Origin of the sequence: Bilifractor sp. LCP21S3_F8 (assembly GCF_052117805.1) — a bacterium.
Classification (GTDB): domain Bacteria; phylum Bacillota; class Clostridia; order Lachnospirales; family Lachnospiraceae; genus Bilifractor.
The window spans coordinates 55,389-72,793 of sequence record NZ_JBQKIK010000016.1 but is presented as its reverse complement, the minus strand read 5'-3'; the positions used below and the strand labels follow the sequence as shown (position 1 = coordinate 72,793).

The following is a 17,405-nucleotide window of genomic DNA, read 5'->3' as shown; positions in this document are numbered from 1 at the left end:
ACATCCGGCTTCCTTCAGATTCCGTCTCACGGCGGACACCCTTGCCTTCGGCTATATCCTTCCCACTACCGGGCGGATTCGGGACTTGAACCCGTTGGAAACGTGCGCCGCCAGGCGCACTGCAAAAGCGGCGCAGAACTTCTGCGCCGCTTCCATAAATGATTCTTTTTTCAATGCTTCCATTCTTCCGGAATCAGAAGGTTATCTCACGCTCACGGAGCATCTCAGACACTGATCTCACGTTCGCGCATCATTTCAGAAACTGATTCCACGCTCCTGGAGCATTTCCTCAACGGCTTCAACCGCCTCATATACCATCGCGTCGCAGTGCGGCTTCTTCTCCCCTGGCGTCCGGACTTCCGCCGCCAGCAGATCCCTGCACTGTGTACGTCCTTCATGTCTGCTCGCGATTCGCCGCATGAGCTCGACAGCGATACCGGAATCACCGGCCCCGCACAATCCCAGCGCCATCAGTCCTCCGGTGATTGCGCCACAGGTCAGCCCCGCCTGCATTCCCGACCCGAAATTCTGCGCAATCGCGTTTGCCTGCTCCGCCGTCAGTCCTTTTCTCTCCGCAAACGGAATGAAAACCGCCTGTGCGCAGTTATAGTGCCGGTCCGCAGCATCCCTGAGTTCATGACTTCTCTTCAATATTTCATCCATGTCTTTTGCCTCCGTAATCTTTCTTCCACAGCTTCTGCTCCCCAGAATTTCCCCGGTTTTACATATGCAGCAATATTATAACATCTTTTCCCCGACACAATAATGCTTCGGCAAATGAATATTCCAGTGTGGCGGAGCATGATAAACCCGATCGCGATTGCCGTCATCGGACTTGTGAAACATATAAATATTCCGATTCGGCGAAATATAGTGAACGCTCTTTTAATTTAAGCAGAGTCAGGCAGCGCAAATCATGATTTCCTCTTCTCCTCAATATCACAGCCCGCGGCAGGATGTTTGAAGACGATTTGAAGGCTGTTTGAAATTTTAAATATCCGTTGACAAGCGTATGCAAACGTGATAAGGTCTTTTCAACATAAACATATATTTCATATCAGATATATATGAAATACAGATCTGGTATGTGACTCAGGAAGGAATGACCGTCCATGCAGAACATTAAACCACAGGATCATATCGATATCGCCGCTGCCGTTCCTTACATTTTAGACGAGGAATATCAGGGATACAATACTGCTCCACTCACCCGGGAGGAGAAAGAAATCGGGGAAAAGTTCCAGATGCCAGAGGTTGGGGTCCGCCTCATTGACTTCTTTTTTACAGAGGAGGATCGGAAGTTTATTCTATCCTTTGACGGAACTCCGGTTTCCTATCGTTCTCTCGATCCCGGATACGCGGCGGATGCCTTTCGGAGAGGCGTTCTAGCCAGGGTCCGCAGGGACGATACTCCGGAGGATCCGGACGCCGCTGCAGACCCGGATTATGACTACACGCTGAACAACTTCTACGGGATGCTGGATGTCCTGAGCGTCAACGAAACCCGCCGCTATCACACCCTTCCCGCAGATCTCCGGGTAAAGCTGGATCAGTGGTACTTCGATGAATACGAGAAAAGTCTGGATCCCGATCCACGGGTAAGACCGACCACTGACGAAATCATATCTCTGCAGGAGATGCTCGATTTCATTGACCAGGAGGAACGGCCCCTTTACCTTGCCCGCTGTGACTGCAAATGCCTGGGAGGCCAGGCAGAGGATCCTACCAACACCTGCATCAATTTTGTTCACGGAGACAACAGCTTCGTCACACGTAAAATCTCGGACCGCATCACCAAAGAGCAGGCGAAGCAGATCATCCGCGATGCTGACAAAGCAGGGCTCGTACACACCATCAGCGACCACGGCATCTGCAACTGCAACGCGACAGACTGCTATCTCTTCCGGGTACAGCGCGACCGCAGGAGCGTCGGCTTCTGGCCGAAAGCGCCGCACATCATATCCTATGACGCAAACCCCTGCATCGGATGCGGGCGATGCGTCAAGCGCTGCCGATTCGATGTCATCTCTATGACGGGACGCGGCAAGAATGCCTCCCTGTCTTTCCGGATGGACGAATGCAACGGATGCGGCATCTGTGCCAGCACCTGTCCGGCTGACGCCCTGCATCTGGTGCCCAGAAAAACCCCGGCACACACACCCCAGTGCCCCGCAGAAACATGAATTCCGCAGAAATGGGGTCCGCAAAAGATGAAGCCCGCTGAAAAGCAATGGTTCTGAGTAGTTCCAATACAAATTAAACTCCAAGACAGAATAAATATATTGCAGAAGGAGAAAACGAAATGAGTTACGAGGCTTTTAATGACGACACCCTTGGCTTTACCACAAGGCAGCTGCACGCAGGCTACGACCCCTCACAGCATTTTCTATCCAAGGCGGTTCCCATCTATCAGACCGCTGCCTTTGAGCTTGGCAGCTACGAGCGTTGCCTCCGCTTATTTAAATATGAAGAAGAAGGAGATTCCTACGTACGTTTTTCGAATCCCACCAACCGCGTGCTTGAGAAACGCCTGACCTCTCTGGAGGGAGGAAGCGCTGCGGTTTCCCTGGCCTCCGGCATGGCGGCCATCTCCGACACCTTCCTGACCCTTGCGCACCAGGGTGACAATATCGTCTCTGTTCCGACTCTGTACGGCGGCACCACCACCCTTCTTCAGAAGACTCTGCCACAATACGGCATCGAGGGCCGCTTCATCGAAGACGAGACTGACATCGATTCCTACCGGAACTATATAGACGACCGCACCAAAGCCATCTATATCGAAGCTCTCGGAAATCCCGGAATGAATGTACTGGACGTGGACCGCATCACTGCACTTGCTCATTCCTACGGCATTCCGGTTGTCATTGACAATACCTTCGCGACTCCTTATCTGTTCCGGCCATTCGAGCACGGCGTAGACATCGTCTGCTACTCGGCAACCAAGTATCTGTCCGGTCACGGTGTAAATATCGCCGGAATCGTGGTGGAAAGCGGAAAGTTCAACTATCTGAACGGTCGTTTCCCGGAGTTTGAAACCTTTTACAATGACTTTAAGGACTGGATCGATGAAGAAACCCTGAAGCGCGAGATGTTTACGAAGCGCCTCCGGATCACATATCTCACCGATCTCGGCGCGCACATGAGCCCGCAGACTGCCTTCTATGTCCTGCAGGGCATGGAGACTCTCTCCCTTCGCATGGAGCGTCACGTGTCAAACGCCGGAAAGCTCGCGGCTTTTCTTGAGAATCATCCGGCAGTCACAGAGGTCCTGTATCCCGGTCTGGAATCCAGCCCTTACCACAGTCTTGCCGAAAAGTATTTCCCAAAGGGGCCGGGAGCAATCATGTCCATCCGGGTAAAGGGAGGACAGGAGGCTGCCCTCCGCACCCTGAAGGCGGTCCGTATCTTCGACTACATGACAAATGTCGGCGATGCCAAATCGCTGATCGTACACCCCGCGTCCTCCACGCATTTCGGGCATTCCCCGGAAGAAAACGCAAAGGCAGGCGTCTATCCAGACTCTCTCCGGCTGTCCGTCGGCATTGAAGACATTGACGACCTGATCCGGGACATGGATCAGGCACTGAATCAGTCACAGCATCTGTAACTTTGCAAAATTCCACACAATGAAAGGAGCATCCCATGAAAAAAAATATCCTCTCCCGCACTCTTCTCCTCACTCTGGCCGCAGGCATCACGATACTCACCGGCTGCGGAAGCAGCCAATTCACCACCCAGAGTTCCTCCGACGCCGGCTCCTCTTCCGTATCCTCTGACTCAGCGTCAGCCACTGTCAAGTCCGGCAAGGCGAAAGAGGGAACCGTGCGCATCGGCTCCAAGGATTTCACGGAAAATGAAGTTGTCGCTGAAATCTATGCACTCGCGCTCGAAGACGCCGGCTATAAGGTGCAGCGGACCTTCGACATCTCATCCTCTCTGATTCACACCAGCCTGATCAGCGATGATATCGACCTCTACCCCGAGTATACCGGAACCGGGCTGATTTCTATCCTGAAAGAGGATCCGATCACCGATCCCCAGAAGGTATATGACGAGGTAAAAAAGCAATATGCCGACAGGTTCGATGTAACCTGGCTTGACTACGCGCCGGGAAACGACGGCCAGGGTCTTTTCATCAGCAAGGAAGCCTCCGACAAGTACGGCATCACAACGATCTCCGACCTTCAGAAGCATGCCTCCGAGCTGAATTTTGCATCACAGGGAGAATTTGACCAGCGAGAGGACGGACTTCCAAGATTAAACGACGTATATGGTGAATTCAAATTCAAATCCACAAAGGTATACGATAACAGTCTGAAGTATCAGGTCGTAGCAAGCGGCGAAGCCGATGTAGCCCCGGCCTACACTACAGAGGGTGCACTCTCCGAGACCGACAAATACGTTCTTCTGGACGATGACAAGCAGGCATGGCCACCCTACAACCTGGCTCCTGTCGTACGAAACGATGCCCTCTCTCTTAATCCGGAGATTGCAGACACTTTGAACGCCGTCGACAAGACCCTCACCACTGAGGTTCTCACAAAGCTCAACGCCGAGGTGGACATCGACAAGAAGGAATATGAGGACGTCGCGAAATCCTACTACGACAGTATTGCAGACAGCATCCCCGCAGCTGCTTCCGGCAGTTCCTCAAGCAGCGTTTCCTGAATCCGGACGCCTACTTGCCTGCCTGAAGCAGAAGCAGCTGCACGAACTGCTCCATCGGTTTGTCTCAAGCAGTTGCACACAACTGTCCCATTGTTTTACCGATAACTGGTGCACGCACCGCTCCATTGGTCTGTCTTGGGCAGCTTCACACAACTGCCCCATTTGAGATTTGTGAGGAAGAAAATGAAAGCCATCCAATATCAGAATGTATCAAAAAAATATCCGTGCTCCGATGTCCTGTCCGTAAATCACGTATCCGCCGAGATCCGGGAAGGTGAGTTTATCACCATCCTGGGGTCCTCCGGCTGCGGAAAGACCACCCTCCTCAAGATGACCAACCGTCTGATCGAGCCGAGCGAAGGCAAAATCATTCTCTTTGGAGAAGACATCTCTACGGTAAATCCAATCGTGGTGCGCCGCCGCATGGGCTATGTCATCCAGCAGGTTGGTCTTTTCCCGCACATGACCATCGAACAGAACATCGGCATCATTCCTCAGCTTGAGAAATGGGACCGCTCGAAAATTCACGACCGGGTCACGGAGCTTCTCAATCTGGTCGACCTCGATCCCGAAATCTACCGGAACCGCTATCCTTCCCAGCTTTCCGGAGGACAGCAGCAAAGAATCGGTCTCGCCAGAGCGCTGGTAACCAACCCGAAGATCATGCTTCTCGATGAGCCCTTCGGAGCGATCGATGCCATTACCCGTCTTAATCTTCAGAATGAATTGAAACGAATTCATCGGGAGACGAGCCGCACCTTTCTCCTGGTCACCCATGATATCAATGAGGCCTTCCGTCTCGGAAACCGCGTTATGATCATGGACCGGGGAAAGCTGCTGCAGTTTGATACACCGCAGGAAATCGTTCGTCATCCCGCAGACCCCTTTGTAGAGACTCTGATCTCCTCCGCGCGCGAGCAGGAAGACTTCTGGAAGGATGTGATGAAATGATACGCTATCTTATTTCCAATCCGGATAAGATTCTGATCCCTCTCGCAAGACACCTGGAAATCGTCCTCATCACACTCGCGATCTCCGTGCTTCTCGCGGCAATCCTTACGGTGCTCTCCGTGGAGATTCCAAAGCTCGGCTCACTTCTGGTACAGATTTTTTCTCTGATCTACTCCATCCCTTCCATGGCGCTGTTTGCGCTCTTAATACCGCTCACCGGCCTCGGAATGCCCTCGGCAGTGACTGTGCTTGTCATCTACAACCAGTACCTGCTCCTGCGCAACTTCCTGACCGGCCTGGACGAGGTGGACACCGGAATTCGCGAAGCCGCCCGCGGAATCGGCATGACAAAGCTCCAGATTCTGCGCCGCATTCAGCTTCCTCTGGCCCGTCCCGCGATTTTCGCAGGCATCCGCCTCGCCATGGTATCGACGATCGGAATCGCCACCATCGCCTCCTGCATCAACGCCGGAGGTCTCGGCGACCTGCTTTTTTCCGGCATGCGCACACAGAACGTCGTCAAGGTTCTCTGGGGAAGTGTACTCTCCGCAGGCCTGGCCGTCGCAATGGATGCCCTTCTCAAGCTCGGGGAAAAACGCACAGCAGGGAATTTCCAGGCGCAGCGGGGATCCGGGAGCCAGAATATCGAAAGGGAAAGGAGTGATCAGAAATGATTAAGGGAATGATCTTATACATACAGCAGAACGCTCCTCAGATTCTGCTCCAGATCCGGCAGCATCTCCTCGTGAGTCTTCTGTCCCTTGCCATCGCAGCTGCAATCGGTATTCCCCTCGGATATCTGGCTTCGAAGTCTGTAAAAAAGGAGCAGATCATCTCCGCCCCCTTCCAGATCCTCCGCGTCGTGCCTTCCCTTGCGCTTCTTTTTCTCCTCATTCCTGTCATGGGAACCGGTATCCGTCCAGCCGTTACTGCGCTCACGATCCTCGCGGTTCCTCCGGTTCTCCTGAACACCATCGTAGGATTTTCCGGTGTCCCGGATTTCATGCTGGAATGTGCCGCCGGAATCGGAATGACCGCCCGGGAGCAATTCTGGCATGTCCGCGTTCCCCAGGCACTCCCCATGATTCTCGCAGGGATCCGGACCAGCCTCGTGGAAGTCATCGCGAGCGCTACTCTTGCGGCGATGATCGGAGCCGGCGGACTCGGAGAAATCATCTTCACCGGCCTGGGACTCTTCCGGTCCGATATTCTTCTCACCGGCGGACTCCTCGTAGCCCTTCTCTCCCTCGGCTCCGGTCTGATCTTCGACCTGATCCGGCGGGCCGTGCTGCACTACCGCTATGTCTGATACAAAAACTCTGGAGGATATGTTTTTTTAAGCTATTAAGTCTGATAAACGCCCATATAATAAATCGTGCCACAAACTGTATAAGCTACGGATTACTCCAACAAAACCGAACCTCCCTGAATAATACGTTTCACCCTTCTCTTGTGTCATGATACACGGAATGATATAATGAAGTTACGTGTTATTAACTCTGAAGTTAGTTACTCTGGAGTTAGTTACTCTGAAGTTAGTTACTTTGGAGTTGACTATCTCCAGGCAAATTATTTTTAGGGAGTGGAGATTTAAATGGAAGACTTTATTGGCCGTAAATCAGAATTAGACACATTAGAGTCGCTTTTTTCCTCTCGTCGATTTGAGTTTCTTTTGATGCATGGACGAAGACGGACAGGCAAGACTTATATATTGACTCATTTTGCTCAAAAGCATCCTGAAAACACTGTATTTTTTACCGCTGATAAATCATCGCAACAGATAAATGTACATAATTTTTGCGAGGAACTGGATCGTGTATTACATGCTGGCGAATATCTTCATACGCTTACCAGTTGGCAACAGGTATATTCCTTCCTCCGCGACAGAGACATTTCCGAGCGTCTTGTAATTATCATTGATGAATTTACATACCTTCTGAATAATGATAAAAGCTATGATTCACAACTTCAAAATGCAATCGATCGAATATTAAAACAGAAGAATATCTTTTTAATTCTTTGTGGATCTGAGGTATCTACAATAGAAAATTTATTTGGCGATTCCCGAAAGCCTTTATATGGTCGGAAAACGGCAGAATTAAAATTAAAACCATTTACATATCTGGAGGCCCGTTCATTTTTTCCGTCATATTCTGAAGAAGATGCCTTAAAAACATATGCAATACTTGGCGGCATCCCTTACTACTTGAAACTTTTTGATAGCGCCAAGCCTTTAAAAGACAATATTATCAAACACTGTTTCTCCCCGACCGGAGTACTCTACAATGAACCGGAAGCATTGTTACGAATGGAGCTTGTGGAAATAACCTTCTATCAGAATATCCTTCTGGCTATTCAGGCAGGCTCATCAACACTGAATGAAATAGCAACAAAAATACAGTCAGAATCAGCAAAAACATCGAAGTACCTGCATACGCTTATTAATCTCGGATTTGTACAGAGGGAGACGCCATGCGGAGAAAAGGAAACCAGACGAAATTCTTTATACATGATTAGCGACAACTACTTTGCCTTTTACTTTTCCTTTATATACCGTTATCGCAATATGTTAAACGGCTTAATTTCCCCGGATGCTTTCTTTCAGAAAATGTGCACAAAAGATAAGATGAATCACTTCATTGGACACAGATTCGAAGGTATCTGCACGGAATACCTGAAGAATCAGTTCTATCTTGGGCGCATGCCCTTTCAGGCGGAATACCTCGGACGATGGTGGGGAAATAACCCGGTAGAAAAAAGGCAGGAGGAGATAGACATCCTTGCCATAGATCAGGCAAATGCTCTGTTTTGTGAATGCAAATATACAGATCAGCCATTTGACAACAAGGAATTGGATGACCTGATAGCATCTTCTCATTGTGTTAAACGAAAAAATAATTATTTCTGCATTTTTTCCAGACATGGTGTCACCAAAAGTGTAGCTGACCGTATAACAGCAGATAAACGATTTATATTAGTCACAATAGACGATCTCTATCAAATTTAACATTTTCTGAGATTACGGCAAATGATGATTTCCCTCTCCTACAGCAGGTAATCTTCCATTACTCCTGCGATAAGGCGGTTAATACTCCAGAAAATTGTGCCGTATCCCACACTTACTGCCGTGATGATTCCTACCCAGATTCCCGACTCGCTCCGGAATCCGCCGTTGAACAGAATGAAAATGACGGCAAGGATTGTGCCTGCCGCACAGAAGAACAGCTCGTTCAGCAGAAAGGTGCGCCCCTTTATCAGTCTTTTCGCCAGCCATTTCAGATACAGTGTCTGGATGATTTCCAGCACAGCGATCAGAATGACCAGACGGTAGAATCCTTTTGGCGGAGGGAAATCTGCCCCCGCCATCAGAATAGCTGTCCAGCCAAAGAAAAACACGACAAACTCAATAACAAGAATCCATCTCCACCGTTTTCCTTTTATTTCCACCTTGCTTTCATCCTCCTCTTCTCACGAAAAATAATCGCCCGATTTCCCGGACCTGTTCTCTGGAAACAACTGAACAAACAACGTACCGGATACTACTGAACAAATAACGTAACGTTGAAAAAACACAGCCGGCTCTCAACCGGCTGTGTTTTAGCCAGGGATCAAAATCCCTGATCTTCGATTTCAATTATTCTTTTCCGCTTTCTTTGCTTTTTCTTCCTCTGCATCCGCTGCATTTGCCTTCGCCCGGAAGGCTGCTCCGGGATCGTGTCTGCGAAGATAGAGCAGAATGATGATTCCCGCCGCAACCGTAAACAGTCCGATGAACTGAGAGGTTGACAGTGGCCCGACCTGTCCGCGGATCAGATCACCTCTCCAGAACTCCACGATGAAACGTCCGATGCTGTAGAGTGTCAGATACCATCCGGCAAGCTCTCCCTCTTTCTTCTTCCACTTCTTGTCATACAAAACCAGAAAAGCGAAAAGCAGAAAGTCACCCGCGCTCATGATCAGCTCGGTCGGCACCAGGTGCACGCCATTCGGTGCGTAATCCGAATGCGTGAATTCCAGATACAGCGGGCCATTGGTCTCCACGCCATAGCAACACCCCGCGAAAAAGCATCCGATCCGTCCGAAGCCCTGTGCAAGGGCAACTGCCGGGAAGGCTACATCAAAATACAGCCAGACATTCAGCTTCTGCCACTTACAGTAGAGGATGCCGCCGAGAAGTCCTCCCAGCAGTCCTCCGAAGATCACCCAGCCGTTTGAAATCGCGTCGCTCAGGGTCAGTGTTCCGGACACAAGTTCCGGAATAATCGTTATGATGTACAAAATCTTTGAACACAGGAAGCCAAAAACCACACAGGCAATGACCAGCCCGAAGATTTTATCCCTCTCTCTGGCGGTCATGCCCTTCTGCTTCGCTCTGTGTTCCGCGAGAAAATATGCGCAGATAATTCCGATCCCGATCATCAGACCGTAGGTGTGTACCGTAACCGGTCCGATTGAGAATAAATCGTTGTACAATTCTGTCCGTTCCTTTCTCTCCGTATATGCCTGCTGCCCGGCGCCGCAAATCTACAGGCATGCCGCTTCGTCGGTCTGCCGCGGCGTTCGCCCCCTGCTTCACACCCTGTGTAAGCGGATGTTACTTATTGCCCGGAGGAAGATACCACTGAGCTGCCCGATGTTGCCGCTGAGGATGATGTTACAGAACTTCCTGATACAGCGGAAGATGACGATACAGATGAGGAAGCTACAAGCTCGGTATAAGCATCGGTGTCATTCACCTCAAGTTTCTTCCACGGGCTTTCCTCAACGACCTGTACGGCGTCCTTCCACTCCTGAAGCTTCTTGTTATAATTGGTCTGCTTTCTCTGCGATACGATGTCCTGTTTCTTGCTCTCGGTCGCATCTTTATCGAAGGTCTTGTCCATTCTCACCAGGTAGTAATAATCCCCGGTGTCGATCACTCCGTCATAGATCTCTCCATCAGAAAGGCTGTTCGCCGCGTCAATGACTGAATCCGGCATTACCGTGTCGTCCGCGCCGTAGGAGTAGGTGGTGCACGCGATATTGGTGCTGTCCAGGTTGTTTGCCATCGTCTTCATATCGGCATTCGCGACATCGCCGCTGTCCTTTACCTGCGTCAGAAGCTCTTCCAGCTCCTTCTTGTAGGTGGCCTTCTCATCATCCGTGGCATCTGTCGTCGTACCGGTGCTGCTGTCCGTCTTGGTCAGCGCAATACGCGCATACGTGATACTCGACTGCTTCGCCTCATCATCCGTGACGTTTGTATCCGTGTCTGCCGTCATCGGCTCAAACATCAGCTGCTGATAGGTCTGAAGCTCCAGGACCTCCTTGATGTTATCCTGGGAAACTCCCATCTTGTCCAGCTTCTTCTGGTTCTTCTCATAAGTCGTCTTCGCCGCGTCCTCGATCTGTGTCGCCAGCTCGTCCGGAATGGTTACGCTGTAATCCGAAGCGTGCGCGCGCAGCAGAACATCCTGAACGATTGTGTCCTTGACGGAGTTCTTGAGGTTATCTCCATACGTCATGGCATCCTGTGAACTGGTTGCCGCTGAATACTGGTTGCTCCAGAACGTACCGGAAGACAGTCCGTACTGCTTCAGCATATAGGTCGTAGATGCCTGCTGGTATCTCAGGAAAAATCCAGCCGTACCGAGGCTGACCTTCTCGTCTCCAACTGCCAAGGCAGTCTTTGTGCCATCAACTTTTCCGCATCCCGCAAATACAGAGACCATCATAGCCATCGCCAGAACTCCGCACAGAGATGCCTTCTTAAACTTGTTCATTACCGATTCCTCCGAATCATCCATACTTTATCGAACCCTTCACACGCAACAGATAAGGCAATGCTTTAAACCCCTGCCTTTCATGCCTGCTGTGAAAAGTAACACTATTCCGGTGCCCGTCTTCCACGGCACCAATGTTTAAATTATATACTCAATGCCGAAGCAGGGCAACTTGAAATTCCACATTTCACAACCGCCCTGCATCGAAGCCCCCTGCATCGAAGCGGATCTTCTGCAGCTTCTCTGCAAAATTCATCAATGCTCATTCTGCGAACCTTTTCCCGCATCGAGCCGAATCCTTCTGCAGCCTCTCTGCAGAATTCGTTAATGCTCATTCTGCGCACTGTCCCCTGCATCGAGCCGGATCTTCTGCAGTTCCTCTGTAAAGGCAGTCATCGCCTTCCGGATCCTCTCAAAGCGTCTGTCTGATGCCTTCCGCAGGACATAAGAGAAGTAAGGCTTCGCCCCCGCCTTGAAGAAGAGACGGTTCCGGAACTGCTCTTGCTCCAGAATTCGCGGAATCTTCGCGGCATTGATCCCGGCCTGCGGGTAAAGAGTGATCCGGACCTCATCTCTGGTCTGCTTGATCTCGGAGATATAAGCCCTGTGCGCCTCTGCCTTCAGGAGCGCCACGCTGACAAGATTCATGACCGACTCCGGCGGTTCTCCGTAACGGTCCAGAAGCTCGCTAATCATCTCATCCGCCTCCTCATGCGTCTCGATCCCTGCGATTCTCTTATAGATATCCAGCTTCTGTCCCTCCTCCGGGATGTAGCTCTCAGGGATAAAGGCATCCACGGACAGATCAATCGTCGTCTCGAATTCCGCCTCTTCTCTTCCGCCCTTTGCCTCACGGACAGCCTCATTGAGCATTTTGCAGTACAGATCGTAGCCGACCGACTCCATATGGCCGGACTGCTCAGCTCCCAGAAGATTTCCGGCACCGCGGATTTCCAGATCCCGCATGGCGATCTTCACGCCGCTTCCGAGCTCCGTGAACTCACGGATCGCGTGAAGCCGCTTCTCCGCATCCTCCCTGAGCATCTTGTTCCTGCGATACATCAAAAAAGCATAGGCGTTGCGGTTTGACCTTCCGACCCTCCCGCGAAGCTGATACAGCTGCGAAAGTCCCAGCCGGTCCGCGTCGCAGACGATCAGTGTGTTGACATTTGAGATATCCATTCCGGTCTCAATGATCGTCGTGGACACCAGCACGTCAATATCGCCGTTGATGAACTGGTACATGATTTTTTCCAGCTCATTCTCCTTCATCTTCCCGTGCGCATAGGCCACAGAGGCATCCGGCACCAGTTCCTGAATCCTTACCGCCATATCCGCGATCCCGTTCACGCGGTTGTAGACAAAAAATACCTGACCGTCTCTGGCAAGTTCCCGGCTGATCGCCTCCCTCACCAGTTCCTCGTCATATTCCATCACGTAGGTCTGGATCGGCATGCGGTCCAGCGGCGGCTCCTCCAGAACACTCATGTCCCGGATGCCGATCAGGCTCATATGGAGCGTCCTCGGTATCGGCGTTGCCGTCAGGGTAAGCACATCCACGTTCCGCTTCATCTGCTTGATTTTTTCCTTATGGGTCACACCGAACCGCTGCTCCTCATCGACGATCAGCAATCCGAGATCCTTGAACGTGATATCCTTCGACAGCACGCGGTGGGTTCCGATCAGAATGTCCACCATTCCCTTGCGAACCGCCTCAATGGTCTTCTTCTGCTGGGCAGATGTCCGAAAACGGCTCAGCATATCGATCCGGACAGGAAAATCCTTCATTCGCTGGGTAAAGGTATTAAAATGCTGCTGCGCAAGTATTGTCGTCGGACACAGGAGAACGACCTGCTTGTTCTCCTGCACAGCCTTGAAGGCGGCGCGGATCGCGATCTCGGTCTTCCCGTAACCGACATCGCCGCAGATCAGGCGGTCCATGGCCTTGCTGCTCTCCATATCCCGCTTCGTGTCCTCGATTGCCTGAAGCTGATCCTCCGTCTCTTCGAACGGGAACATCTCCTCAAACTCTCTCTGCCACTCCGTGTCCGGTCCGTACTGATACCCCTCCGTTCTCTCACGGGAGGCATACAGAGCCACCAGCTCCTTCGCGATATTTTTTACCGCGCCCCGGACCCTGCTCCTGGTCTTTGACCATTCCCTGCCTCCGAGCGTATTAATTTTGGCTTTTCTTCCGCTTCCGGCTTCTCCTCCGGAATACTTCTGCAGGGAGTCCAGCTGCGTGGCGAGCACGTAAAGATTGCTTCCGCCCGCATATTCGATCTTGATATAATCCTTCGCGACACGGTCGACAACCACCTTCTCGATCCCCCGGTAAATGCCGAGACCATGGTTCTCGTGCACCACATAATCTCCGACGGTGAGATCCGCAAAGCTCCGGATCTTCCCGGCGCCGCTGCTGTCGGCTTTTTTTCTTCGCTTCCTGCGTTTTTCTGCTCCAAAGATATCCGACTCCGTGATGAGCACAAACTTCTGCAGCGGATATTCAAATCCCTTGCCGATATTTCCCCTGGTGACCATGATCTCGTCCGCGGAGATCTCACGGTCCGCATCCTCACTGAAAAAAGCCGGAAGCCCTTCTTCTACGAGATTCTCCGCAAGTCTTTTTCCTCTCGTCCTCGAAGCGGACAGCAGCACCGCCCGATAATGATTTTTCCGGTAATTCTTCAGATCATTGACCAGCATCGGAAACTGGTTGTTGTAGGAGCTGACCGACCGCACAGTCACTGAGACCCGCTCCCCGATCTCCAGAGGGAGATGATGCTGTTCCATCAGAGACAGAACCACACAGCTCTTCCGGCTGAGATTATAGCCCAGCTGCTCTTCCGTCAGCATGCGGTTCGCCTCAAAACTGGTTATCCGCCCCTCCTCGATCCGGTGCTTCATCGCCTCCTGATACTCACCGGCAATCGCCCCGGCGTTCTCAAACAGTCTCGCTGGCTCATCCAGGAAAAAAACGCTTCCCTCGGGGAAGTAGTCGATGAAGGTATCCGTCAGTCTCCGGTAAAATGCTCTCGCCTTCTCCGCCCGCTGACCGTCTTCGCCGCTTTCCGCCTGAATCTCCGCAGCGCCGGTTCCAGATCCATATATACCGCCTCCGACGCTCTCCTCGCGAAGCGCGTCATCGTCCCGTCCGATTTCCTCAATGGCCGGATAAATCGTGATCTCCTCCAGATTGCTGTCGATGGATCTCTGCGTCTCCGCGTCAAAGCTGCGGATCGAATCCACCTGATTGTCCCAGAGCTCAATCCGCCACGGATCCTCTTCCGTCAGAGGGAATACATCGATGATATCTCCGCGGACGGCGAACTGCCCGGACGCCTCCGTCTGTCCGACTCTCTCGTATCCCATCTCCGCAAGCCTGCGGCTCAGCTCCTGAATGTCAATCTCACTGTCGCTCCGGATCGTCACGGCAGCTTTTCGGAGCACGTCAAGAGGCAGAAGATAGTCCATGCATCCCCCTGTCGAGGTAATCACCATGACATTCTTCTGCTCAATCAGCGCTTTTATTACCTGCATCCTCTGTTTTGTCAGCAGGTTTCCCGATACATCCGCCTGGTAGAAAATCAGGTCTCTTCTCGGAAAATACATGACATCCGGATTGAAGAGTCTGAAATCCTCGTACAGCGCCCTTGCCTTCAGCTCATTCTCCGCAATCAGCAGAGCACCCGGCCTTCCCTCGGCGAGCCCCGCGGCAATATGCGCCTTCTGAGAATCCAGACAGCCGGAAATCTCAATTGCTTTGCCGTCGGATCCAATCTTCTTCTTCAGATCCTCGAAACCGGCCATCATCTCCAGCGGCTGTTTCAATGCCTCAATCATACTGTTCTTCTCTTTCTCTTTTCTCCATTCATTTGTTCCTGCGGTTCTGATTGTATGTCCCCATGGCCTTGTCAATATCGCCCTGCAGAATCATCTCGACCGCATCCGCGGCATCCCGGATCGACGCATCAACCGTCTCTCTCACCGCTCCGGGAAACGGAGCCAGAACGTAATCCGCCAGATCCCAGTGCTCCGGCTTTGCGCCGATCCCCACACGGATTCGCGCGAACCGGTCGGTTCCGAGACACTGAATGATGTTCTTCATGCCATTATGCCCCCCGGCGCTCCCCTTCTTCCGGATTCGAAGCTGACCGGGCTCCAGATCGATGTCATCATATATGACGATCAGCTGTGTCTCCGGATCAATTTTGTAGTAATGCACATACTCCTGTATGGCCTCACCGGACAGATTCATATAGGTAAGAGGCTTGATCAGGATTGCCTTTTCTCCGCCAATCACGGCCTTGCCGTACATAGCCTTCATCGAAAGCCCTGAGGACGGCACATTATAACGGTCCGCCAGCTCGGTGATGACGTCAAAACCCATATTGTGCTTCGTACCGTCATATTTTCTTCCTGGATTTCCCAGTCCTGCTATCAGATACATAATTTTCTCCCCGAATTTCCCAGCCCTGCTGTCAGATACATGATTTTCTCGCCGAATTTCCCAGCCCTGCTGTCAGATACATGATTTTCTCCCTGTTTCTTCACAATACAGACACAGCCGGCAGCCCGCCAGAAGCGGGTCCCCGGTTCATGTCTGTAAGCTGTTCTGTTTCATCGGATCACACAGACAGCTGAGAGCTCATGTCAATGCTCTTCCTATGCTGCCAATGACTCCGCAGCCTTGATCAAAATACACCATCCAGGCTGCCGGCCGCTCTCTGTTAGTTAAATACAACGTCCAGGTTGCCGGCTGCTCCGCGGCTTTCTGCTAGTTGAAATACACCGTCCAGACTGCCGGCCGCTTCGCGGCCTTTAGTTGAAATACACCGTCTCGACTGCCGGCGGCTCCGCGGCCTTTAGTTGAAATACACCGTCTCGACTGCCGGCGGCTCCGCGGCCTTGATCGTGATCGCCTGGAATACCGGCTCCTCTTCCTGCGCCATCGGTACGAACTTATAATCGACCCTCGCCGTCAGCTGCACCCAGCTTCCCTCGGTCAGCTTCGCGGCGTTCTTACTGTGACACAGATAGCCGATGTACTGCATATCCGCCGCGCAGCACGTCATCGCCGTGCGCGCCGGCATGAAGAAGTCCGCTCCGGCCTCCCGGCTCTTCAGCACCATGCCCTTGAAGCGTACTTTTTTCCCCTTGTAGCGATCCGGATTATCCTGAAGATCCACGAAGAATATTCCGTAGTCCACATCATCAATATCGATAATATCCTGATCCAGATCATAGGGAACCGAATCCTCAAAGATATCCACCGGCTGTCCGTCCACATCCAGGAACTGCACATCACAGCCCGGATTCACTACCTTAAAGCTCCGGCGGAAATTGGAGAGCGGCATGTCTCTCTTGCAGCGATTAAACAGCACCATATCCGCCTGCCGACTCATCTCCGCGAACAGAGACTTCATGTTGGTCTGATAGACCTGGAAGGTAGACGCATCCACTATCACGATCTGCTGTACAATGCCCCATCCCCTGGGAAGCCGCATCTGCCAGAGCTTGTCCACGCTCCACAGCGGGTTGAATTCGATAATCACACGCTCCGGGCTGTATTTTCTCTGAAACGCCCGAAGGTTCTCATAGCTGAACTGCTCTTGTTCATCGATCGTCTCGATCACTGTATTGTACTTCAGCAGTTCCTTTTCATCGTATTCCTCTTCCCCTTCCTCTGTATTGATCAGAAGGGTCGGCCCGTCGATCTGGAAATAATCCTGGGCAATCGTAAAATTCAGGAAAGATGTCTTTCCACTTTCCAGAAATCCCGTGATCAGATAAATCGGGACTTCGATTTCATTCTCATCCATAGTTTTAACTTTCTATACTATATGTAATGTATGTATCACAAATCTCCATCTGTTTTCGTATCTCCCTATCGGCTGCCAGATCCGGGTGCAATCCTATATTGCCTGCCCGATCCGGGTACAACCCAATATTGCCTGCCCGATAAGGAAAAACTGAGTTTGTTTCGGCATTCATCCACGTCCATGCGCCGCTTCGCATACT

The 17,405-nt window shown here is 51.7% G+C and carries 16 protein-coding genes; 8 read left to right on the top strand and 8 right to left on the bottom strand.

The window, feature by feature from the left end; genetic code table 11:
- The coding region (locus ACTQ3A_RS08795) for a hypothetical protein (protein WP_441101544.1) at positions 1 to 235 on the top strand (235 nt) is incomplete at its 5' end.
- Positions 236 to 255: 20 nt separating this feature from the next.
- On the opposite strand, the gene ACTQ3A_RS08790 is transcribed toward ACTQ3A_RS08795, so the two are convergent.
- Positions 256 to 663, bottom strand: coding sequence for a C-GCAxxG-C-C family protein (locus tag ACTQ3A_RS08790; protein WP_441101545.1), 408 nt, complete (start codon positions 661 to 663; stop codon positions 256 to 258).
- Between the two features lie 449 nt (positions 664 to 1,112).
- On the opposite strand from ACTQ3A_RS08790, the gene ACTQ3A_RS08785 reads away from it, so the two are divergent.
- From ACTQ3A_RS08785 to ACTQ3A_RS08755, 7 genes are all read left to right on the top strand, one after another.
- Positions 1,113 to 2,183, top strand: a complete 1,071-nt coding sequence (locus ACTQ3A_RS08785; protein WP_441101546.1) for an ATP-binding protein — start codon at positions 1,113 to 1,115, stop codon at positions 2,181 to 2,183.
- 119 nt (positions 2,184 to 2,302) lie between these two features.
- Complete coding sequence (locus ACTQ3A_RS08780; protein WP_441101547.1) at positions 2,303 to 3,610, top strand: O-acetylhomoserine aminocarboxypropyltransferase/cysteine synthase family protein; 1,308 nt, start codon at positions 2,303 to 2,305, stop codon at positions 3,608 to 3,610.
- Between the two features lie 35 nt (positions 3,611 to 3,645).
- Positions 3,646 to 4,671, top strand: a complete 1,026-nt coding sequence (locus tag ACTQ3A_RS08775; protein ID WP_441101548.1) for a glycine betaine ABC transporter substrate-binding protein — start codon at positions 3,646 to 3,648, stop codon at positions 4,669 to 4,671.
- Between the two features lie 183 nt (positions 4,672 to 4,854).
- Positions 4,855 to 5,622, top strand: a complete 768-nt coding sequence (locus ACTQ3A_RS08770) for an ABC transporter ATP-binding protein (protein WP_441494635.1) — start codon at positions 4,855 to 4,857, stop codon at positions 5,620 to 5,622.
- A complete protein-coding gene (locus tag ACTQ3A_RS08765) occupies positions 5,619 to 6,296 on the top strand; it encodes an ABC transporter permease (protein WP_441494634.1) in 678 nt (225 codons plus the stop codon). The genes ACTQ3A_RS08770 and ACTQ3A_RS08765 overlap by 4 nt, the downstream gene beginning before the upstream one ends.
- Entirely contained in the window at positions 6,293 to 6,931 is a 639-nt protein-coding gene (locus tag ACTQ3A_RS08760) for an ABC transporter permease (protein WP_441494633.1), read from the top strand. The genes ACTQ3A_RS08765 and ACTQ3A_RS08760 overlap by 4 nt, the downstream gene beginning before the upstream one ends.
- 285 nt (positions 6,932 to 7,216) lie before the next feature.
- Complete coding sequence (locus ACTQ3A_RS08755) at positions 7,217 to 8,629, top strand: ATP-binding protein (protein WP_441494632.1); 1,413 nt, start codon at positions 7,217 to 7,219, stop codon at positions 8,627 to 8,629.
- 38 nt (positions 8,630 to 8,667) lie between these two features.
- Here ACTQ3A_RS08755 and ACTQ3A_RS08750 read toward each other — a convergent pair whose 3' ends face one another.
- The 7 genes from ACTQ3A_RS08750 to ACTQ3A_RS08720 form a co-directional block, all read right to left on the bottom strand.
- Entirely contained in the window at positions 8,668 to 9,069 is a 402-nt protein-coding gene (locus ACTQ3A_RS08750; RefSeq protein ID WP_441494631.1) for a hypothetical protein, read from the bottom strand.
- Between the two features lie 183 nt (positions 9,070 to 9,252).
- Positions 9,253 to 10,095 (bottom strand): prolipoprotein diacylglyceryl transferase, encoded by an 843-nt coding sequence (gene lgt / locus ACTQ3A_RS08745; protein ID WP_441494630.1) that lies wholly within the window; start codon positions 10,093 to 10,095, stop codon positions 9,253 to 9,255.
- Between the two features lie 125 nt (positions 10,096 to 10,220).
- Complete coding sequence (locus ACTQ3A_RS08740; protein WP_441494629.1) at positions 10,221 to 11,384, bottom strand: hypothetical protein; 1,164 nt, start codon at positions 11,382 to 11,384, stop codon at positions 10,221 to 10,223.
- Between the two features lie 143 nt (positions 11,385 to 11,527).
- Complete coding sequence (locus tag ACTQ3A_RS08735) at positions 11,528 to 11,719, bottom strand: hypothetical protein (protein WP_441495295.1); 192 nt, start codon at positions 11,717 to 11,719, stop codon at positions 11,528 to 11,530.
- Positions 11,709 to 15,227: a transcription-repair coupling factor gene (gene mfd, locus ACTQ3A_RS08730; RefSeq protein WP_441494628.1), complete on the bottom strand. Its 3,519-nt coding sequence runs from the start codon at positions 15,225 to 15,227 to the stop codon at positions 11,709 to 11,711. Before mfd ends, ACTQ3A_RS08735 begins: the two co-directional genes overlap by 11 nt.
- A 28-nt stretch (positions 15,228 to 15,255) precedes the next feature.
- Positions 15,256 to 15,834 carry an aminoacyl-tRNA hydrolase gene (gene pth, locus ACTQ3A_RS08725; RefSeq protein WP_441494627.1) on the bottom strand — a complete coding sequence of 193 codons (579 nt, stop codon included), beginning with the start codon at positions 15,832 to 15,834 and terminating at the stop codon, positions 15,256 to 15,258.
- Between the two features lie 415 nt (positions 15,835 to 16,249).
- Complete coding sequence (locus ACTQ3A_RS08720; protein ID WP_441494626.1) at positions 16,250 to 17,206, bottom strand: TIGR03943 family putative permease subunit; 957 nt, start codon at positions 17,204 to 17,206, stop codon at positions 16,250 to 16,252.
- Between the last annotated feature and the right edge of the window lie 199 nt (positions 17,207 to 17,405).